Source organism: Microvirga makkahensis (assembly GCF_009830105.1).
GTDB classification, from domain to species: domain Bacteria; phylum Pseudomonadota; class Alphaproteobacteria; order Rhizobiales; family Beijerinckiaceae; genus Microvirga; species Microvirga makkahensis.
The window spans coordinates 36,775-53,605 of record NZ_WURB01000016.1; the positions used below are offsets into that span (position 1 = coordinate 36,775).

At 65.8% G+C, this 16,831-nt stretch carries 19 protein-coding genes; 5 read left to right on the forward strand and 14 right to left on the reverse strand.

Annotated elements, in window-relative coordinates; genetic code table 11:
* Positions 1 to 47 precede the first annotated feature (47 nt).
* On the reverse strand, positions 48 to 1,079 hold the full coding sequence (locus tag GR328_RS18590; protein ID WP_160886440.1) for an aspartate-semialdehyde dehydrogenase: 1,032 nt from the start codon (positions 1,077 to 1,079) through the stop codon (positions 48 to 50).
* Positions 1,080 to 1,482: 403 nt separating this feature from the next.
* Between GR328_RS18590 and GR328_RS18595 the strand changes: the two genes are divergently transcribed.
* On the forward strand, positions 1,483 to 2,271 hold the full coding sequence (locus GR328_RS18595; protein ID WP_160886442.1) for a hypothetical protein: 789 nt from the start codon (positions 1,483 to 1,485) through the stop codon (positions 2,269 to 2,271).
* Here GR328_RS18595 and GR328_RS18600 read toward each other — a convergent pair.
* The gene (locus GR328_RS18600; protein ID WP_246215960.1) at positions 2,249 to 3,358 is read right to left on the reverse strand and encodes a sulfite oxidase; all 1,110 of its coding nucleotides are present in this window, start codon (positions 3,356 to 3,358) and stop codon (positions 2,249 to 2,251) included. The two genes, GR328_RS18595 and GR328_RS18600, sit on opposite strands and share 23 nt — an antisense overlap.
* A 149-nt stretch (positions 3,359 to 3,507) precedes the next feature.
* On the opposite strand from GR328_RS18600, the gene GR328_RS18605 reads away from it, so the two are divergent.
* Positions 3,508 to 3,843 (forward strand): hypothetical protein, encoded by a 336-nt coding sequence (locus GR328_RS18605; protein WP_160886446.1) that lies wholly within the window; start codon positions 3,508 to 3,510, stop codon positions 3,841 to 3,843.
* 113 nt (positions 3,844 to 3,956) lie between these two features.
* On the opposite strand, the gene leuB is transcribed toward GR328_RS18605, so the two are convergent.
* The 7 genes from leuB to GR328_RS18640 form a co-directional block, all read right to left on the reverse strand.
* Positions 3,957 to 5,063, reverse strand: a complete 1,107-nt coding sequence (gene leuB / locus GR328_RS18610; protein WP_160886535.1) for a 3-isopropylmalate dehydrogenase — start codon at positions 5,061 to 5,063, stop codon at positions 3,957 to 3,959.
* 194 nt (positions 5,064 to 5,257) lie between these two features.
* The gene (locus tag GR328_RS18615) at positions 5,258 to 6,667 is read right to left on the reverse strand and encodes a serine/threonine protein kinase (protein WP_160886448.1); all 1,410 of its coding nucleotides are present in this window, start codon (positions 6,665 to 6,667) and stop codon (positions 5,258 to 5,260) included.
* Between the two features lie 2 nt (positions 6,668 to 6,669).
* Positions 6,670 to 7,410: a metallophosphoesterase family protein gene (locus tag GR328_RS18620; protein ID WP_160886450.1), complete on the reverse strand. Its 741-nt coding sequence runs from the start codon at positions 7,408 to 7,410 to the stop codon at positions 6,670 to 6,672.
* 69 nt (positions 7,411 to 7,479) lie between these two features.
* Entirely contained in the window at positions 7,480 to 8,100 is a 621-nt protein-coding gene (locus GR328_RS18625; protein WP_160886452.1) for a LysE family transporter, read from the reverse strand.
* Between the two features lie 6 nt (positions 8,101 to 8,106).
* Positions 8,107 to 9,294, reverse strand: a complete 1,188-nt coding sequence (locus tag GR328_RS18630) for a lytic murein transglycosylase (protein ID WP_160886454.1) — start codon at positions 9,292 to 9,294, stop codon at positions 8,107 to 8,109.
* A 186-nt stretch (positions 9,295 to 9,480) separates the two neighbouring features.
* Positions 9,481 to 10,083: a 3-isopropylmalate dehydratase small subunit gene (gene leuD, locus GR328_RS18635; RefSeq protein ID WP_160886456.1), complete on the reverse strand. Its 603-nt coding sequence runs from the start codon at positions 10,081 to 10,083 to the stop codon at positions 9,481 to 9,483.
* 131 nt (positions 10,084 to 10,214) lie between these two features.
* Positions 10,215 to 11,021, reverse strand: a complete 807-nt coding sequence (locus GR328_RS18640) for a LysR family transcriptional regulator (RefSeq protein ID WP_246215961.1) — start codon at positions 11,019 to 11,021, stop codon at positions 10,215 to 10,217.
* 153 nt (positions 11,022 to 11,174) lie between these two features.
* Between GR328_RS18640 and GR328_RS18645 the strand changes: the two genes are divergently transcribed.
* Positions 11,175 to 11,549 carry a hypothetical protein gene (locus tag GR328_RS18645; RefSeq protein WP_160886457.1) on the forward strand — a complete coding sequence of 125 codons (375 nt, stop codon included), beginning with the start codon at positions 11,175 to 11,177 and terminating at the stop codon, positions 11,547 to 11,549.
* A gap of 209 nt (positions 11,550 to 11,758) precedes the next feature.
* On the opposite strand, the gene GR328_RS18650 is transcribed toward GR328_RS18645, so the two are convergent.
* Together GR328_RS18650 and GR328_RS18655 are read right to left on the reverse strand one after the other, a co-directional pair.
* On the reverse strand, positions 11,759 to 12,166 hold the full coding sequence (locus tag GR328_RS18650; protein ID WP_160886458.1) for a metallopeptidase family protein: 408 nt from the start codon (positions 12,164 to 12,166) through the stop codon (positions 11,759 to 11,761).
* Positions 12,167 to 12,169: 3 nt separating this feature from the next.
* Positions 12,170 to 12,433, reverse strand: coding sequence for a hypothetical protein (locus tag GR328_RS18655; RefSeq protein ID WP_160886460.1), 264 nt, complete (start codon positions 12,431 to 12,433; stop codon positions 12,170 to 12,172).
* A 123-nt stretch (positions 12,434 to 12,556) separates the two neighbouring features.
* Between GR328_RS18655 and GR328_RS18660 the strand changes: the two genes are divergently transcribed.
* Positions 12,557 to 12,850 carry a hypothetical protein gene (locus GR328_RS18660; protein ID WP_160886461.1) on the forward strand — a complete coding sequence of 98 codons (294 nt, stop codon included), beginning with the start codon at positions 12,557 to 12,559 and terminating at the stop codon, positions 12,848 to 12,850.
* 77 nt (positions 12,851 to 12,927) lie between these two features.
* Here GR328_RS18660 and leuC read toward each other — a convergent pair whose 3' ends face one another.
* From leuC to GR328_RS18675, 3 genes are all read right to left on the reverse strand, one after another.
* Positions 12,928 to 14,334 carry a 3-isopropylmalate dehydratase large subunit gene (leuC, locus tag GR328_RS18665; protein ID WP_160886462.1) on the reverse strand — a complete coding sequence of 469 codons (1,407 nt, stop codon included), beginning with the start codon at positions 14,332 to 14,334 and terminating at the stop codon, positions 12,928 to 12,930.
* Between the two features lie 221 nt (positions 14,335 to 14,555).
* A complete protein-coding gene (gene rplS / locus GR328_RS18670; RefSeq protein WP_160886464.1) occupies positions 14,556 to 14,939 on the reverse strand; it encodes a 50S ribosomal protein L19 in 384 nt (127 codons plus the stop codon).
* 140 nt (positions 14,940 to 15,079) lie between these two features.
* Positions 15,080 to 15,751 carry a winged helix-turn-helix transcriptional regulator gene (locus GR328_RS18675; protein ID WP_160886466.1) on the reverse strand — a complete coding sequence of 224 codons (672 nt, stop codon included), beginning with the start codon at positions 15,749 to 15,751 and terminating at the stop codon, positions 15,080 to 15,082.
* 114 nt (positions 15,752 to 15,865) lie between these two features.
* Here GR328_RS18675 and GR328_RS18680 point away from each other — a divergent pair, with 114 nt between their 5' ends.
* A complete protein-coding gene (locus GR328_RS18680; RefSeq protein ID WP_160886468.1) occupies positions 15,866 to 16,819 on the forward strand; it encodes a PLP-dependent cysteine synthase family protein in 954 nt (317 codons plus the stop codon).
* Positions 16,820 to 16,831 lie beyond the last annotated feature (12 nt).

Here is a 16,831-nt window from a genome sequence, read left to right on the forward strand (position 1 = left end):
AAGGCGGCCAAGGGCCGCCTTTCATACGAGATCGACGCCGATGAGAATCAGGCCGCCTGCTTCTTCGCCTTCAGCAGGCCGCGATTGGCCATGGCTTCCGCGATCTGAACGGCGTTCAGGGCCGCACCCTTACGGAGATTATCGGAGACGCACCAGAAGGCGAGGCCGTTCTCGACCGTGATGTCCTCGCGGATGCGGGAGATGTAGGTGGCGTCCTCGCCCGCAGCCTCGTGGGGCGTGATGTAGCCGCCGGGCTCGCGCTTGTCGACCACCATGATGCCGGGAGCGGCGCGCAGGATCTCGCGGGCCTCGTCCGCAGTGATCGGCTGTTCGAATTCCACGTTCACTGCCTCCGAGTGGCTGATGAAGACCGGCACGCGCACGCAGGTCGCGGTGAGCTTGATCTTCGGGTCGAGAATCTTCTTGGTCTCGGCCGTCATCTTCCACTCTTCCTTCGTGTACCCGTCCTCCATGAACACGTCGATGTGCGGGATCAGGTTGAAGGCGATGCGCTTGGGGAACTTCTTCTCCTGCACGTCCTGCAGGGAATAGAGCGCCTTGGTCTGGCGGTCGAGTTCGTCCATGCCGTCCTTGCCAGCGCCGGAGACCGACTGGTAGGTGGCGACGACCACGCGCTTGATGGTGGCGCGGTCATGGAGCGGCTTCAACGCCACGACGAGCTGCGCGGTGGAGCAGTTGGGGTTCGCGACGATGCCCTTCTTGATGTCGCGGAGCGCCTCGGCGTTCACCTCCGGCACCACCAGCGGCACCTCCGGATCGTAGCGCCACGCGGAGGAATTGTCGATCACCACCGCGCCCTGGGCCGCGATCTGGGGCGACCATTCCTTGGACACCTCGCCGCCGGCGGACATGAGGCAGAGATCGACATCCGAGAAGTCATAGGTGTCGAGCGCCTTCGTCTTCAGGGTCTTGTCGCCGTAGGACACTTCCGTTCCCTGGCTGCGGCGCGAGGCCAGCGCCACCACCTCGTCGGCCGGGAAAGCCCGCTCCGCGAGAATGCTGAGCATTTCGCGGCCCACATTGCCGGTCGCACCCACGACGGCGATCTTGTAACCCATTGGACTTCTCCTGTTATCGCTCTCCCCGGAACATTGAGGAACCCTTGTCGGGTATCACCTCTCGCCCCGACGGGAGAGAGGACCGGGGACGACGAGGCTCATTCGGCCGTCGTTTTGACAGCCGAGGTGTTTCCACCCGTTTTGGCGGTTTTCGTTTTGCTCGTCGTGAGGGTGAGCAGCGCCATTGCCTTCGTCCATTCGCAAGCCCGATCCAGGCTTCGATCCCTTCACCAACACACCAAAGGCGCGCTTACGTCAAGCCTTCTCTGCAGGAATGCGACGGCGGGCGCGAGCCCTCAGCGGCAAGCCTTCGTTTACCTTGCTTAGCAAAACCTTTCGAGGCGCCTGTCCTGCTACGCTAGAACATGCTGAGGCAATCCAACCGGGGAGCGTGTGGGGCGCGATGGTACGGGCCGGTCATCCCGCCTGGGACGAGGACGAGGCATTCTTCGACGAGCGCCCGGTCCGTCGCGCGCGCAGGAGGCGGCGTTCCTGGCTGCGCATGATCCTCATGTCGTCCTTGATGATTGCAGGACTGGTCCATTTCGCGCAGCAGAAGAGCGACGAGGCTCAGGTTAAGGTCCGCAACGGCGTTCCCTCATCCGTTCTGATCGCGCCTGCGCCCGCCTGGACGCCGGTCGCTGCGATACCGGCTCTCTACTCCGTCGAGGGCGCCCCAGGCCCTCTGGTGATCGAGGCGCGTCGGCACACGAGCGGCGCGCGGGAGGACATGCTGACGATGGGTCGCTTCGGAGACCCCCGCTACGCAAGGCTCACCCTGGTCCAGGGCTCGCCGGAACCGGCCCACAGCTTCTTCGTCGACATCGCACGCCGCGCCGCCCAGGCCGGGCTCGCGGTAGCGCGAAATTCCCAGAGCCGGGCGATCGCGACCAAGTTCGGGCCCGTCGAGGCCGCCTCCATGACCCTTGTCGGCACGAGCGAGCAGGAATGCCAGGCTTTCCGCTTCTCTGAGACGGCTTCCGGCTTCGGCTTCCAGGGATGGATGTGCGGAACGGAGGCCGTCATCGACGACGCGCAGCTCGCCTGTTTCATCGACGGCATCACTCTCGGCCCAGCAGGAAGCCCTTCGCTGAAGGCACTGTTCTCGCGTGCAGAACGCAGTCGGACGGAAGCGTGCGGCGCGGCCTCCCGCACCGCCGCCATCAGCGTCAGGCCCCCTCCCCGACCCTGACGACCACCCGGTGCATGACATTGCAGCCATAGCCGTTCGGGTTCCAGTTGACGGCGCGGAACGGCTGGGCGCGGCCCAGCGAGTCGGTCGCGCGGGCAGCAATCTCGTAATAGCCGTCTCCGGGCAGTGCGATATCCGCCGTCCAGCGCACCCAATCGTAGGGGTTGCGCGGCAGCGTCATCTGCGCAGGCACCCAGGTGGCGCCGCCATCGATGGAACAGTCCACCCGCGCTACCGTGTCGTCCCCGGCCCAGGCGGCGCCCCGAACCGCGATGCGGCGCGTGCCCGCCGCGAGGCGAAAGCCGTCGGCCGGAGCCGTGACGATGCTGCGAACGGGCATGGATTCCAGAATTCGCGTCTCCACCTGCCCCGCATCCGCACCCGGCGCAAGCGGATGGACCGGAACGCGGTAGGACAGTCCCGTCATGCCCGGTCCGTCATGTTCCCGGTCGCGGACCCAGATCCGCGTCAGCCATTTCTGGCTGAGCGATCCCGGCCAGCCGGGCACGACGAGGCGCAGGGGACCGCCGTGAACGAACGGCAGAGGCTCGCCGTTCATGGCCCAGACGAGCAGGGTGTGCTCCTCCAGCGCCTTCGCCATCGGCATGCCACGCGACATGGCCTGCTTCTCGAAGCTCCCGGTGTTGTCCGGATCGGCCCCGAAATGGCCGGTGAACCGCGCCGTATCTTTCAGGCCCGCCGCCCGCAGGACGTCGCATAAGGAAACGCCCGTCCACTCGGCGCAGCCGGCGCCGCCATTGGTCCAGGCATTGCCCTCGGCCTGCGGCTCGAAGAAGGCGCGCCCGTTGCCGCCGCATTCGAGCACCATGCGGAACGTCTTGACGGGAAAACGACTCTTCAGCTCGGCAAGCGACAGGTCGAGCGGATGTTCCACCTCCCCGTCGACCGTGAAGCGCCAAGCGTCCGGATCCTCGATGCGCTCGGGAAAAAGACCGTTGTTGCGGATGAAGAAGCGCGAGATCGGCGTCGTATCGTCGTCGAGCAGTGATTCCGGCGTCTCGGCGACGAGGGGCGTTTTACCCAGCACCGTAAGGCGATCCTTCCCGAACAGATCAAGCGCGCTCATCTGATCCTGCATGCGGTTTGCCTCTCATCCGTCAGGCGATCCTCTCGATTCGAAGGAACCAAATTAAACAGGTCGCCTTGTTCTGACAGCCTTTGAAAGTCACGACGGCGCGGCAGCACCCGCCGGCGCCGGTATGGGAGATTTGCAAGATGCGTCGCCTTACCCTTCTCGGTCTGGCCTCGCTTGCGACGCTTGCGGCCGCCTCGGTCGCAGCCGAAGCGCAGGCGCAGGACCGCCCTCTTGTTTTCCGCGTTCAGCCCCGCAGCTTCCTCGATCCCGGTCGCGCCGCGCCGGTAGGCTCGCTCAACCGCTACGCCACACAGGGGCAGCTGTCGTACCTCACGAATCCGCCCTGGGGCCACCAGCGCGACCGCTTCGGCGAGGGCGTGCTGCCCGATCCCATCGGCGGACCTTTCGTGGGCGCGCGTAATCCCTTCCCCACCTTCGGCGTGCCGGATGTCGAGGCGACCGGCTCGATCCGCTGAGGGCCGGGCCGGCAAAACGCCCGGGTCACGCAGGTGCGGTGTGCCTCATCAGTGACATCTCACGTCATCACCGGCCTTTGCCGGTGATGACTCCTCCGTAAAGCGCCGCGCATTTACGACTGGGCTTCCAGCTCCCTGACGATGGCCTCGCCCATGTCCTTCGTGCCCACCGCGTTCGTGCCGGGCGCCGCGATGTCCTTGGTGCGCAGGCCGGAGGCCAGCACATTGGCGATGGCCTTTTCCAGACGATCCGCCTCCTCGACAAGGCCGAAGGAATAGCGAAGCGCCATCCCAAAGGAGCCGATCATGGCGATCGGGTTGGCGAGCCCCTTGCCCGCGATGTCGGGAGCCGAGCCGTGCACGGGCTCGTAGAGCGCCTTGCGCCGGCCCGTTGCCGGATCCTCCATCCCAAGGGACGCGGACGGGAGCATGCCGAGCGAGCCGGTGAGCATGGCGGCGATGTCGGAGAGGATGTCGCCGAAGAGGTTGTCGGTGACGATCACGTCGAACTGCTTCGGGTTGCGCACGAGCTGCATGGCGCAGTTGTCGGCGAGCACGTGCTCGAGCTCCACGTCGGCGTATTCCGCCTTGCCGACGCGCGAGACCACCTGGCGCCAGAGCACGCCGGTCTTCATCACGTTCATCTTCTCGGAGGACGAGACCTTGTTCCGGCGCTTCCGGGCGAGGTCGAAGGCGACACGGGCGATGCGCTCGATCTCACCGCTCGTGTAGACCTGCGTGTCCACGGCGCGCTGCTGGCCGTTTTCCAGCGTCACCAGTTCCTTCGGCTCGCCGAAATAGACGCCGCCGGTGAGCTCGCGCACGATCACGATGTCGAGCCCTTCCACGATCTCCCGCTTGAGCGAGGAGGCGTCGGCGAGCGCCGGATAGCAGATGGCTGGGCGCAGATTCGCGAAGAGGCCCAGATCCTTGCGCAGGCGCAGCAGGCCGGCCTCCGGACGCACGTCGTAGGGAACGCCGTCCCATTTCGGGCCGCCCACCGCGCCGAAGAGCACCGCATCGGCGGCTTGGGCCCGGCCCATGGCCTCCTCGGAGATGGCCTTGCCGTGTGCGTCATAGGCCGAGCCGCCGACGAGATCCGTCTCGGTCTCGAAGCCGAGGCCGCGCTTGCGGAACCAGCCCACGATCTTCTCGACTTGCGCCATGACCTCCGGCCCGATGCCGTCGCCGGGAAGAAGGAGAAGCTTGTGCGTTGCCATGATGCGGTGTCCCTGCTCGATGTGCTTCGTCATCCCCAGGCTTGCCCCGGGATCCGCGCCTCGATCGCTCTGCGTTTCGAGGACGGGATGGCCGGATCAGGTCCGGCCGTGACGGCAGGGTTTAGGCGTCCTACCCGCGCCTTGGCAAGCGTTTCCGCCTTGGCCGTTAGGCGAAGGGCATCAGCGACCGGGCCTCACTCCTCCTCCGGCCGCCGGTCGCGCGGAGTGCGCACCACCGTCACCGAGCAGGGAGCCTCCGCCACGACCCGGGACGAGACGCTGCCGAGATAGCGCCGGAACGCCGAGGAGGCGCGTGCGCCGACGACGATGTGGTCCACGTTGTTGTGGCGCGCGTAATCGATGAGGGCGGCGGCCGGATCGGTAGCCTCCAGAACGCTGTAGGTGATCCGCTCCTTCGGGATTTCGAGGCCCGCACCCCAGTGCCTGAGCTGGATGAGGCGCTGCACGTGGAGGCTGCGACCCTCCTCGTCCTCCAGCACGTCCACGGCGAGGCGCGAGAGCCTGAGGACGTTGACGCAGGCCACGCGCGCCTCCGTCTCCATGGATAGGATGCGCCCGAGGAGAACGCGCTGAGCCTCGTTCAAATCCTCGCTGCCCGGCGAGAGATCGATGGCGACGAGGATGATCGGCGCCTGCGAGAGCTGGCGGACGATGTTGGGCGTCTCGAGCGGCTGCGCCCTGCGCGCCTTCAGCCAGCGGCGGAAGGTCTTCATGCCGCTGTCGCGCTCCAGTCTCTCGGCGCGCTCGGTGAGTGTGACCTGATCCGGATTTTCCAGGTCGAGCGCGAGCTGCGCCGCCGTCGCGTAGCGGTCGTTCGGATCGACCTCAAGGCAGCGCAGGACGATCTCCTGCAGCCAGGGCGGGCACTCGGGACTCAAGGCTCGCGGCGGCACCGGATCGCGCCACAGGCGGCGGCGGATCTGGCCTCCCTTGGGAGTGCCGAAGGGGCGCTCCCCGGTGATGAAGAAATACATCATCACGCCGAGTGCGAAGAGATCGCTGCGCGGATCGGCGCGATCCTCCAGAACCTGCTCCGGGGCCATGTAGGGCGCGGTGCCGAATGGCTCACGGAACTCCTCTGCCAGGAGATCGGGCAGCTGCTCGTGCCGCGCGAAGCCGAAATCGACGAGCACCGCCTCGCCCGTCTCGCGGAACATGACGTTGCTGGGCTTCACGTCGAGATGGATGACCTTCTGGAGATGCAGGTCGTGCAGGGCGCGCGCGACCTTCGCGCCGATCAGGACCACTTCGTTCCATGGCAGCGGCACGTCGGACAGGCGCGCCTTCAGCGAAGGGCCCGGGATGCGCTCCATCGCGATATAGGGCTGCGGATCGAGGGCCCCCGCGACGATGAATCGCGGCACGTGTGGCCCGGAGAGGCGCGGCATGATCATCTGCTCGGTCTCGAAGCAGACGATGGGGATCGGATCGTCGCTGTCGATGAGCATGGGGAATTTCATGACCAGCGGCGTGGGATCGTCCTCCCGCTCTGCCGACCAGATCTGGGCCATGCCGCCGGTGCTCAAATGCTCCCTGAGGGCGAATCCGTCGATCGCCATGCCCGGCTCGAGGCGAAGGCGCATGCTCAGCGACCTTCCTCGAGACGCTGGGCGAGCTTTTCGGGCAGCCCCGCCTCGCGCACCTTCCGCGCCGCGGTGGCCGTGTCATAGGGCACGCGGAAATAGCGCAGGCTCTGCCGGGCCGTGTCGAACACCGCGTAGTTCGCAGCCGGAACGCCGTCGCGCGGCTGCCCGACCGCTCCGATCACGGCGAGCCAGGAACGGGTGGCCAGCAGCGGAATCTCGTTGTCGCCGACAGGCGAGAAGGACCCCACCTTTGCAGTCGTGCTCATGTGGTAGAGCATGGACACGTGCACATGCCCGCAGAAGGTGATGTGGGCGTCCACGCGGCTGAAATGCCGTGCCGCCTCCATGGTGTCCGTGATGTAGTGCCAGCCGCGCGGCGCGTAGCCGTTGGCGTGGACGTAGAGAACGCTTCCCTCCTCGTGGATCAGAGGAAGGTCTGCGAGAAAGGCGCGCTGCTCCATTCCCAGCTGACCACGGGTCCAGTGGAGCGACTCCCGGGCCAGGCTGTTCATGTCCTCGTCGGAGCCGTCGATGGCGGCGTCATGATTGCCGAGGAGCGCGACCGCGCCATCGCTCACGAGCGTCCGAACCGTATCGACCACCCAGGCCGGGTCGGCTCCGTAGCCGACGTAGTCGCCAAGCAGGATGAACCGGTCCACCGGGAGCGAACGCGCATGGGCGAGGCAGGCCGAGAAGGCCTCGCGGTTGCCATGGATGTCGGTCAGGAGCGCGATGAGCATGCGCGCACTAAACCCCTAACCATTCCTTAACGCAACATCGGCGGGGTGACTCGCAGCGGGTTTCCCCTTTCAAGCCGCTTTCCTGGTAAACAGCAGCGCGACGCCGAAGCCGATCATGGTGACACCGGAGAGGCGGTTCATCCAGCCGAACACGTTTCCGGTGCGGGAGAGCCGGTTGAGGCGGTGGCCGAGCACCGAATAGAGGACGACGGCGACCACCTCGAGCGCGAGGAAGACCGCGCCCAGAACCGCGAAGCTGAGCCAGTAGGCGCCGGGCTCGACGAATTGCGGAAGGAAGGCGGTGAAGATCAGGATCGCCTTGGGATTGCCGATGGCGGTCCAGAATTCCTGCAGGACGAGGGTTTTCAAGGGCCGCCCCCCGCCGGCCCTCGGCGCCTCGATGGCGGCGCTTCCCCTGAGGATCCTGATGCCGAGCCAGATCAGATAGGCCGCCCCCGCGAATTTGAGAACCACGAAGGCCGCCTCGGAGGCGGCCAGCACGGCTCCGACGCCGAGCGCCGTCAGGGCGATCATCACGGCGAAGGCCGCGAGGCGGCCGGTGGACGCCATCACGGCGGTGCGGACCCCCTCCTGCAATCCATAGGTCAGGGACAGCAGGTTGTTGGGCCCGAACGCCACGTTGAGCGCGAAGCATGCAGGGACGAACAGGAGCAGCGCGCCCGGGGTCACGGCCGCTTATCCCCGCAGGGCCTCCAGTACCTTGCCGCCGGGACGCCCGCGCGGCTCAAGGCCGATGCGGCGCTCCACGTCCTTGATGGCCTCGCGGGTCTTGGAGCCGATCTTGCCGTCCACCTCGCCGATATCGTAGCCGCGCGAGAGCAGCAGAGCCTGGAGCTCACGGCGCTGCGCGCGGGAGAGCGGCGGATCGTCCGTCGGCCAGGCGGTCTGGATGCCGGGCAGGCCCTTCAGGCGGTCGCCTAGCAGCGCGATGGCGAGGCCGTAGGATTCGGCGGCGTTGTAGGAATAGACCGCGTCGAAGTTCCTTGTGACGAGAAAGGCCGGACCGTTCACGCCTGCCGGAATGATGATGCCTGCGCGGTAGTTGCCCGAGAGCGGGCGCCCGTCGGCGCGGGTCACGCCCATGGCTGCCCAGGAGGACAGGGGACGCTTGCTCTTGCGGCCGGCCAGCTTGGGATTGAAGTTCTGGGGCAGGCGCACCTCGTAGCCCCAGGGCAGGCCCTTCACCCAGCCCGCCTTCTTGAGGAAGTTGGCGGTGGAGTGAACCGCATCCGGAACGGAGGCCATGATGTCGCGCCGCCCGTCGCCGTCCCCGTCTACGGCCAGACGCTGGAAGGTCGAGGGCATGAACTGCGTGTGGCCGAAGGCGCCGGCCCAGGATCCGCGCAGGTATGCGGGGTTGATATCCCCGTCCTGCACGATCTTGAGGGTCGCCATCAGCTCGCCCTTGAAATACTCGTTGCGGCGCGGCGCATAGCAGACGAGGGTTGTGAGCGACTGCACGAGAGGCCGCCCGCCGATATCCTTGCCGAAATTGGATTCGACCCCCCACACGCCCGCGATCACATGACGGTCGACGCCGAAGCGGGCCTCCGCCGATGCCAAGGCTTGCCCCCACTGGCGCATGGCGGCCTTGCCATCCTGCACGCGTTCGTCGTCCACCAGGGCGGCGAGATAGTCCCAGATCGGAGTCTTGAACTCCGGCTGATTCTTCATGAGGTCGAGGATGGACAGATCCGGTTCGATGCCGCGGGTGGCGACGTCGAAGGCCTGTCCCGAGATGCCCTTGGCGGCGGCTTGGCCGCGCAGGGAGGACAGGCAGGAGCGGAAATCGGCCTGGGCCGAGGCCGACGTGGCGCCCAGGGAGAGAGCGCCGAGGATTGCGGGAAAAAGGATGCGTTTCATACCCGCGACCTTGCAGGCAATTTGGTTAAACTTATGGAAACGGGGCCGCGGCGCCCCCGCCCCTGTCCTCTTTCCGTCGTCATCCCCGGCCTCGTGCCGGGGATCTCCGCCCTGGAAGCGTCGCGCTTCTCAAATCGAGATGACGGATCAGGACCGGCCATGACGCAGACGGTGTTTGCGAAGCGCTCAGGCCCAGGCGCGCTCGGAGAGCTTCTTCTCGAAGTTGTCGATGGCGGAAGCCTTCTCCATGGTCAGGCCGATGCCGTCGAGGCCGTTGAGCATGCAGTGCTTCTTGAACGGATCGATGTCGAAGGTGATCCTGCCGCCGTCGGGGCCGCGGATTTCTTGGGCTTCGAGATCGACGGTGAGCGTGGCGTTGGCGCCGCGGCTGGCGTCGTCGAAGAGCTTTTCGAGGTCCTCGGGGCTCACCTTGATCGGCAGGATGCCGTTTTGGAAGCAGTTGTTGTAGAAGATGTCTGCGAAGCTCGTGGAGATCACGCAGCGGATGCCGAAATCGAGCAGCGCCCAGGGAGCATGCTCACGCGACGAGCCGCAGCCGAAATTGTCGCCCGCGATCAGGATCTTGGCGTCGCGGTAGGCGGGCTGGTTGAGCACGAAGTCCGGGTTCTCCGAACCATCCTCGCGGTAGCGCATCTCCGAGAAGAGACCCTTGCCGAGACCCGTGCGCTTGATGGTCTTCAGGTATTGCTTGGGGATGATCATATCGGTGTCGATGTTGATGATCCGCAGCGGCGCCGCGACGCTTTCCAGCACGGTGAACTTTTCCATGGTCTTCCCTCCTCGGCCCGATGCCGGTTGTCCCTGGCTGCCTCTTATCAAAGCCGCAGGGAGAGCACTAGACCCATGGTGGTCGCGGCCCGGAACTGCGCGATCCTAGGCCCGGAAAACCTCCGTCACGCTCAGGATTTCTTCCCGAAACCATTGATGCGCCGGGTTCCTGTCGTGCCGCTTATGCCAGTAGAGCTGATATCGTGAGTCTTCACCGGAACCGGTAGGTCGTAGATAGCGAGATCAAGGCTCGAGGCCACAGCCTGGGCGAGTTGGATCGGAACAGCCGCGATCAAACGGCCTTGAGCCGCTGCGAGCGCCACACTTTGGAAATGGGGAAGCATCAGCACCACCTTTGTGCTGCGGCCAACCGTCGCCAGGCTCGTGTCCGCGACACCGGGCATGCCATCGACGGAATGGATGGCATGGGGCAGTTCGCAGAAGAGGTCGAGGGGAAACTCGCCCGTGGCCCATTGCCGCTTCGCGGCGGCCGGATGGCTTTTCGCGATGATGATGGCCGAAGGCGCGATGAACAAGGTCTCCGTCGAGATCCAGTCCGGCATGGCGGAAGAGGGCTCCATGGCGATTTCCATGAGCCTCAGCTTGACGTGAGGCGCCTTGACGGCAAGCCGCTCGCTGAGGCTAGGCATGAGCAGGGTCGAGAAGAAGTCGGCCCCGATCAGGGTGAAGGGTCGATCGGCCGAGCCGGGATCGAAGCGCTTGTCTCCGGCCAGAGCGGTTTCGATTTGAGCCAGAGCCTCCCGGGCAGCCGCGTCCAGGCCCTCGGCGCGCGGGGTGGGCACCATGTCATTGCCACGACGGACGAACAGTTGATCGTCGAGGAGGTGCCGGAGCCGTTTCAGGGCGGCGCTCGCCGCGGGCTGACTGAGGCCGATGATCGCCGGCCCGGGTGACGCTTCGCTCGCGCATGAGAGCATTGAAGACCCGCAGCAGGTTGAGATCGAAGGCAGCGAAATTCATGCTGTTGATGGGCCCCATACGATCAATCGATTTCCATTTTTCGTCCGGCTGCCGCAAAGACAGGAGGCGAGTTCGAGGAAGGCTCAAGGCAATCCTTGGGGAGCTTGGAGATGAGAGCATTCATTTTGAGACCGGCGGCGATCCCGTTCGGAGCCGCCGCCCTGAACACCAGGCAATATCTGTCAGCCGTGTTGGAGGATGTCCCCATCAGCGAGCATGTTTGGCTCAAGGCGGCAGCTGCCTCTCCGCCATCCGCACAAGCCCTCGGCTTCCGCACCGCGCTCAGGGCGGCTCTGGCGGGGATGCGCCGCGATCTTTCGGTGCTCTTCGACAATGCTCCCACCCCGGAGCATGCCTGGCTGAGAACGGCGGATTCACCGGTTCGGAAGATGCCCTCGCCCATGGGGGCTTTGAATGGGCGCACCCTCCTGAAGCCGAGGGGCATGCATTTCGCACTTTCCATCAGCTTGCTCTTTCTGCTCTGATCGTCGACGAGTTCCCAACATGCAGCGGCGGACTTTTCCGGCCCTTCAGCGTCAATATGAGACTTTGCTTTAGCAAGAGCCGGTCGCACGGGATCCCCTTAGCATCCGGGAGCGCCGCTGCCGCCTGATTGGCGTCGCCATGCCTGCCGCCCAAGCGAGCCGCACGATTGCCGTGCCGTCGGCATGGCGAAGGATTTCTCAGGCGTCGGTCACGAGGCCGCCGCCTCAATGGCTTCCATGTCCTCGTCCGAGAGGCCGAAATGGTGGCCGATCTCGTGCACCAGCACATGGGTGACGAGGCTGCCGAGGCTTTCCTCGTGCTCGGCCCAGTAATCGAGAATCGGGCGGCGGTAGAGCCAGACCATGTTGGGAAACTGGCCCGTCTGCATCGTCGCGCCTCCCTGGGCCAATCCGATGCCGCGAAAGAGGCCCAGGAGGTCGAAGGGCGTCTCGCAGCCCATCTCCGCCAGGGTCTCGTCGTCCGGGAAATCCTCGACGCGAATGACGACCCCCTCGCACAGCGCCCGGAACTCCTCCGGCAGCCGCGCATAAGCCGCCTCGGCGAGCGCTTCGAAATCCGCCAGCGATGGAGCGTGGAGAGAGACCCAATCGATCATGGTTCAGAGAATGCCGAGCTGGATCAGCAGCCACAGGCCGAGCAGGATGACGCCGACCAGCGACAGGGTGCGCCCGATGCGTCGCCCCCAGAGCTCGACGGGATCCGTGCGGCCATCCTCGGCGGCGCCCACGGCATCGCGGCCGCCGAAATGGTCCTGCGCCTGCCGACCCATGCGGGCGAGCGCGGAGGAACCGACGGATTCCGTGTCGCGCCGCACGCGCTCCAGAGCCTCGCGGGCTTCGCGTTCGCGCTCCTGCTCGTTCATAAAGGGCTCCCCAGGGGTTCACCTGTTCCAGACCATACGCGCTCCCGCGGGCCGGAGACAACGGAACGCCACGGCGGCTGCCCCGTTGACAGCCCTGAATAGGCAACTCGAAGTGAGGCAGCAATGCGTAAAATTCTTGGTGTCCTGGCTGCGGCCGGGCTGGCGGCTCTCGGCGCCGGCACGGCGTCGGCTCAGGGGGTGGGCGTGCATATCGGCCCCGGAGGCGTTCACCTGACCCAGGATCGTCCGGTTTATCGCGAGCGTATCGTCGAGCGTCGCTATGTGCGTCCCGCCCGCACTCGCACCGTCTGTCGCACTGAGTACCGCGAACGCGTCCGCCCGAACGGCGTCGTGGTGCGCCGCCCGGTCGAGGTCTGCCGCCGCGTGGTCGGCGCGCGCCGGGTCTATGTGGACTAGGACTTTCGGCCCCTGAACGAAAAAGGCGGCGGCTCACGCGAGCCCGCCGCCTCCTCGTTTGTGCTCGGAACCGCCGATCAGCCGAAGGTTCGGATGTCCACGAACCGGCCCGCGATCGCCGCCGCCGCCGCCATGGCGGGGGAGACGAGATGCGTGCGGCCCTTGAAGCCCTGGCGGCCCTCGAAGTTGCGGTTCGAGGTGGAGGCGCAGCGCTCGCCGGGCGCAAGCCGGTCCGCGTTCATGGCCAGGCACATGGAGCAGCCGGGCTCGCGCCAGTCGAAGCCCGCTTCCTTGAAGATCTTGTCCAGCCCTTCCGCCTCCGCCTGCATCTTCACGATGCCGGAGCCGGGCACGATCATGGCGTTCACGCGTTCATGCACCTTCTTTCCCTGGACCACCTGCGCGACGGCGCGCAGGTCCTCGATGCGGCCGTTGGTGCAGGAGCCGATGAACACCCGGTCGAGTTCGATGTCGGTGATCTTCGTGCCGGGGGTAAGGCCCATGTACTCCAGCGCGCGCCACTTGGAGAGGCGCTTGTTCTCGTCCTGGATGTCGTCCGGGTTCGGCACCACGCCGGCGACCGAGATCACGTCCTCAGGGCTCGTGCCCCAGGTCACGATGGGCGGAAGATTGGCGGCATCGAGCCTGATCTCGGTGTCGAAGAAGGCGCCCTCGTCCGTGCGCAGGCTGTCCCAGTAGCGCACGGCCGCGTCCCAGGCATCGCCCTTCGGCGCCTTGGGGCGGTCCTTCAGATAAGCATAGGTCTTCTCGTCCGGCGCCACCATGCCCGCGCGGGCGCCGCCCTCGATGGACATGTTGCAGATGGTCATGCGGCCTTCCATCGACAGGGACCGGATGGCCTCGCCCGCATACTCGATCACGTGGCCGGTGCCGCCGGCGGTGCCGATCTCGCCGATGATGGCGAGGATGATGTCCTTCGCCGTGACGCCGGGGGGCAGCTGCCCATCCACGGTCACGCGCATGTTCTTGGCCTTCTTCTGGATCAGGGTCTGGGTCGCGAGCACGTGCTCGACTTCAGAGGTGCCGATGCCGTGGGCGAGCGAGCCGAAGGCGCCATGGGTGGAGGTGTGGCTGTCGCCGCAAACGATGGTCATGCCCGGCAGGGTGAAGCCCTGCTCCGGGCCCACTACGTGGACGATGCCCTGTCGGGTGTCGAGCTCGTTGTAGTACTCGACGCCGAACTCCTGGGCGTTCTGCGCGAGAGCTGCAACCTGCGTCGCGGCCTCGGGGTCCTCGATGCCATGGGAGCGATCGGAGGTGGGCACGTTGTGGTCGACCACGGCGAGGGTCTTCTGAGGCTGGCGCACCCTGCGGCCGGCCGCACGCAGGCCCTCGAAAGCCTGGGGCGAGGTCACCTCATGGACGAGGTGGCGATCGATGTAGAGAAGGCACGTCCCGTCATCCTGCCGATCGACGACGTGGTCGTCCCAGATCTTGTCATAGAGGGTGCGGGCTTTGGCCATGGGTATCTTCCAACGCTGAAAAAGGTCTTCGGTCGTTTTAACGGCACCCGCTCGGGAGGAAAAGGCGTCCCGAGCGGGTGCCGCTTTGAAAGTATCGCATAGCTGATTGCCCGAAACGCGCAATAATATTTTTGCAGCGGGGACCATCAGCCGCGCCTGTCGCCATAAACAAAAAGCGCGGCCTTCAAGCCGCGCTTTTCGAAACATGCTGAATGGACGCCTTACTCGGCGGCCGCCGGAGCCGCGGTCTTCTTCTCGGCGCGCTCGGCGATACGGGCCGACTTGCCGCGGCGATCGCGCAGGTAATAGAGCTTGGCGCGGCGGACGGCGCCGCGACGCACGACCTTGATGGACTCGATGTTCGGCGAGTAGATGGGGAACACGCGCTCCACGCCCTCGCCGTAGGAAATCTTGCGGACCGTGAAGCTCTCCTGGAGGCCGCCACCGGAACGGGCGATGCAGACGCCTTCATAGGCCTGCACGCGGCTGCGCTCACCTTCCTTCACCTTCACGTTGACGATCACGGTATCGCCGGGCTGGAAGTCGGGGATCGTCTTGCCGAGCTTGGCGATCTGCTCCTGCTCGAGCTGCTGAATGATGTTCATGGATCTTACTCCTGCCGTTGCACGGTCCTGGGGGCTCGCCCCAAGCCAGCGGGATTTCGGCGTCCTGTTTTAAGTTGAGGCCGCGCCTATACAGGAGTTTCGGAGGATTGTCGAGCGGAATGCTGATGCCCCGGCGCTCCTCAGCTGCGCTCAACCGGGGCAATGTCCGCAAAGAGATACCGCTCGAACCAGTCCGGAAACGCCCGCACCAGTTCCTTGGGGCCCTCAAGGCCCAGGCCCATCCGCCGCGCTTCGGAAAAGCCCGCGTCCCCGCGCCACCAGGCCGTCAAGGCGGATAGGCGCCCCCGGACGCATATCGGCTCCGGAAACCCGGGGTTCTGCGTGCAAAGGGAAACCTCTCCCGCCTTCAACAACAGGAAACGGGGCTTGTGCTGCCCGTCAAGCTCGAAGCGGACGACGATCGGCCCCTTGGGCAACGCCTCGGGGCGAACCCGCCTTTGCATGTCGACCAGCAGGGGTTCCCAGTCGAAATCCTCTCCTTCCGCTTGCCGCGGCAGCCATCGCTGTCCCCATGTGCCGAGGGCGCCCACCAATCCTGCGAGCTCCCGACCCGCGTCGGTGAGCGCATATTCGGGGCCATGCCCGCCTTCGATGCGCACGACGGCCCCGACATGGACCAGCGTCTGCAGCCGTTCCGAAAGCACGGTGCGGGAAATGCGCGGGATGCCGCGGCGGATGTCGTTGAAGCGCCGGCTGCCGCAGAGGAGTTCACGCACGACGAGCAGGGTCCAGCGACCGCCGATGGCTTCGTGGGCACGCGCAACGGAACAGAACTGACCATAGCCAGACATGCGCAAGCGCTAGCACGAGTCCCGTCACCGCAGAAGTCCGAATTTCGGACCTGACAGGACGGTCGCGTGGACCTATCGAAAGCTTCCGAGCACGTTTCGAGGAAGGCGCAGGCCATGAGCGACAGGCAGCAGAGCATTCTGGACCGCATCGGCAACACGTCCCTGCTCGCCTTGCGCAGGATCGCCCCCTCGAACGGCACCCGCGTTCTGCTGAAGCTGGAAAACGAGAATCCGACGGGCAGCATGAAGGACCGCATGGCGCTTGCCATGATCGAAGCGGCGGAGGCGGATGGACGCCTGTCCTCAGGCGCGCCGGTCGTCGAATATACCGGTGGCAGCACCGGCGTCTCCCTGTCTCTCGTCTGCGCCGTGAAAGGGCATCCCCTCCACATCGTCTCGTCGGATGCCTTCGCCCGGGAAAAGCTCGATCACATGAGAATCCTCGGAGCAAAGCTCCAAGTCGTTCCGAGCGATTCCGGACGCATGACGGAGAAGCTCACCAGGGACATGATCGAGGCGGCCCGCGTCATCGCGAAGAACATCGGAGCCTTCTGGACGGATCAGATGAGGAACCGGGATCAGCTTGCGGCCTATCATGCGATGGCCGATGAGATCTGGATGCAGACCGGCGGCAGGATCGACGGCTTCGTCCAGAGCGTGGGCACTGCGGCCTCCCTTCGCGGCATCGCGAAGGGCCTGCGGCGGCATGACGAGCGGATTTGCATCGTCGCCGTGGAGCCCGCCGAATCCGCGGTTCTGTCGGGCGGCCCGTCGGGCGCGCACAGGATCGACGGAATCGGCGCAGGCTACGTGGTGCCGCTCTGGCGCGAGGGCATCGCGGATGCCGTCGAGCGGGTCTCGACGGAAGAGGCGGTGACCATGGCCTTCCGGCTCGCCCGAGAGGAAGGTTTCTTTGCAGGAACGTCAACGGGCGCCAATGTCGTCGCCGCCCTGCGTCTGGCCGAACGCCTGGGGCCCGGCGCCACCATCGTCACCGTGATGTGCGATACGGGGATGAAGTATCTGAGAACCTTCGGCGCCAGGCTCGCAGAGACTTCCGCTCCCTGAGGGAGCGGCGCC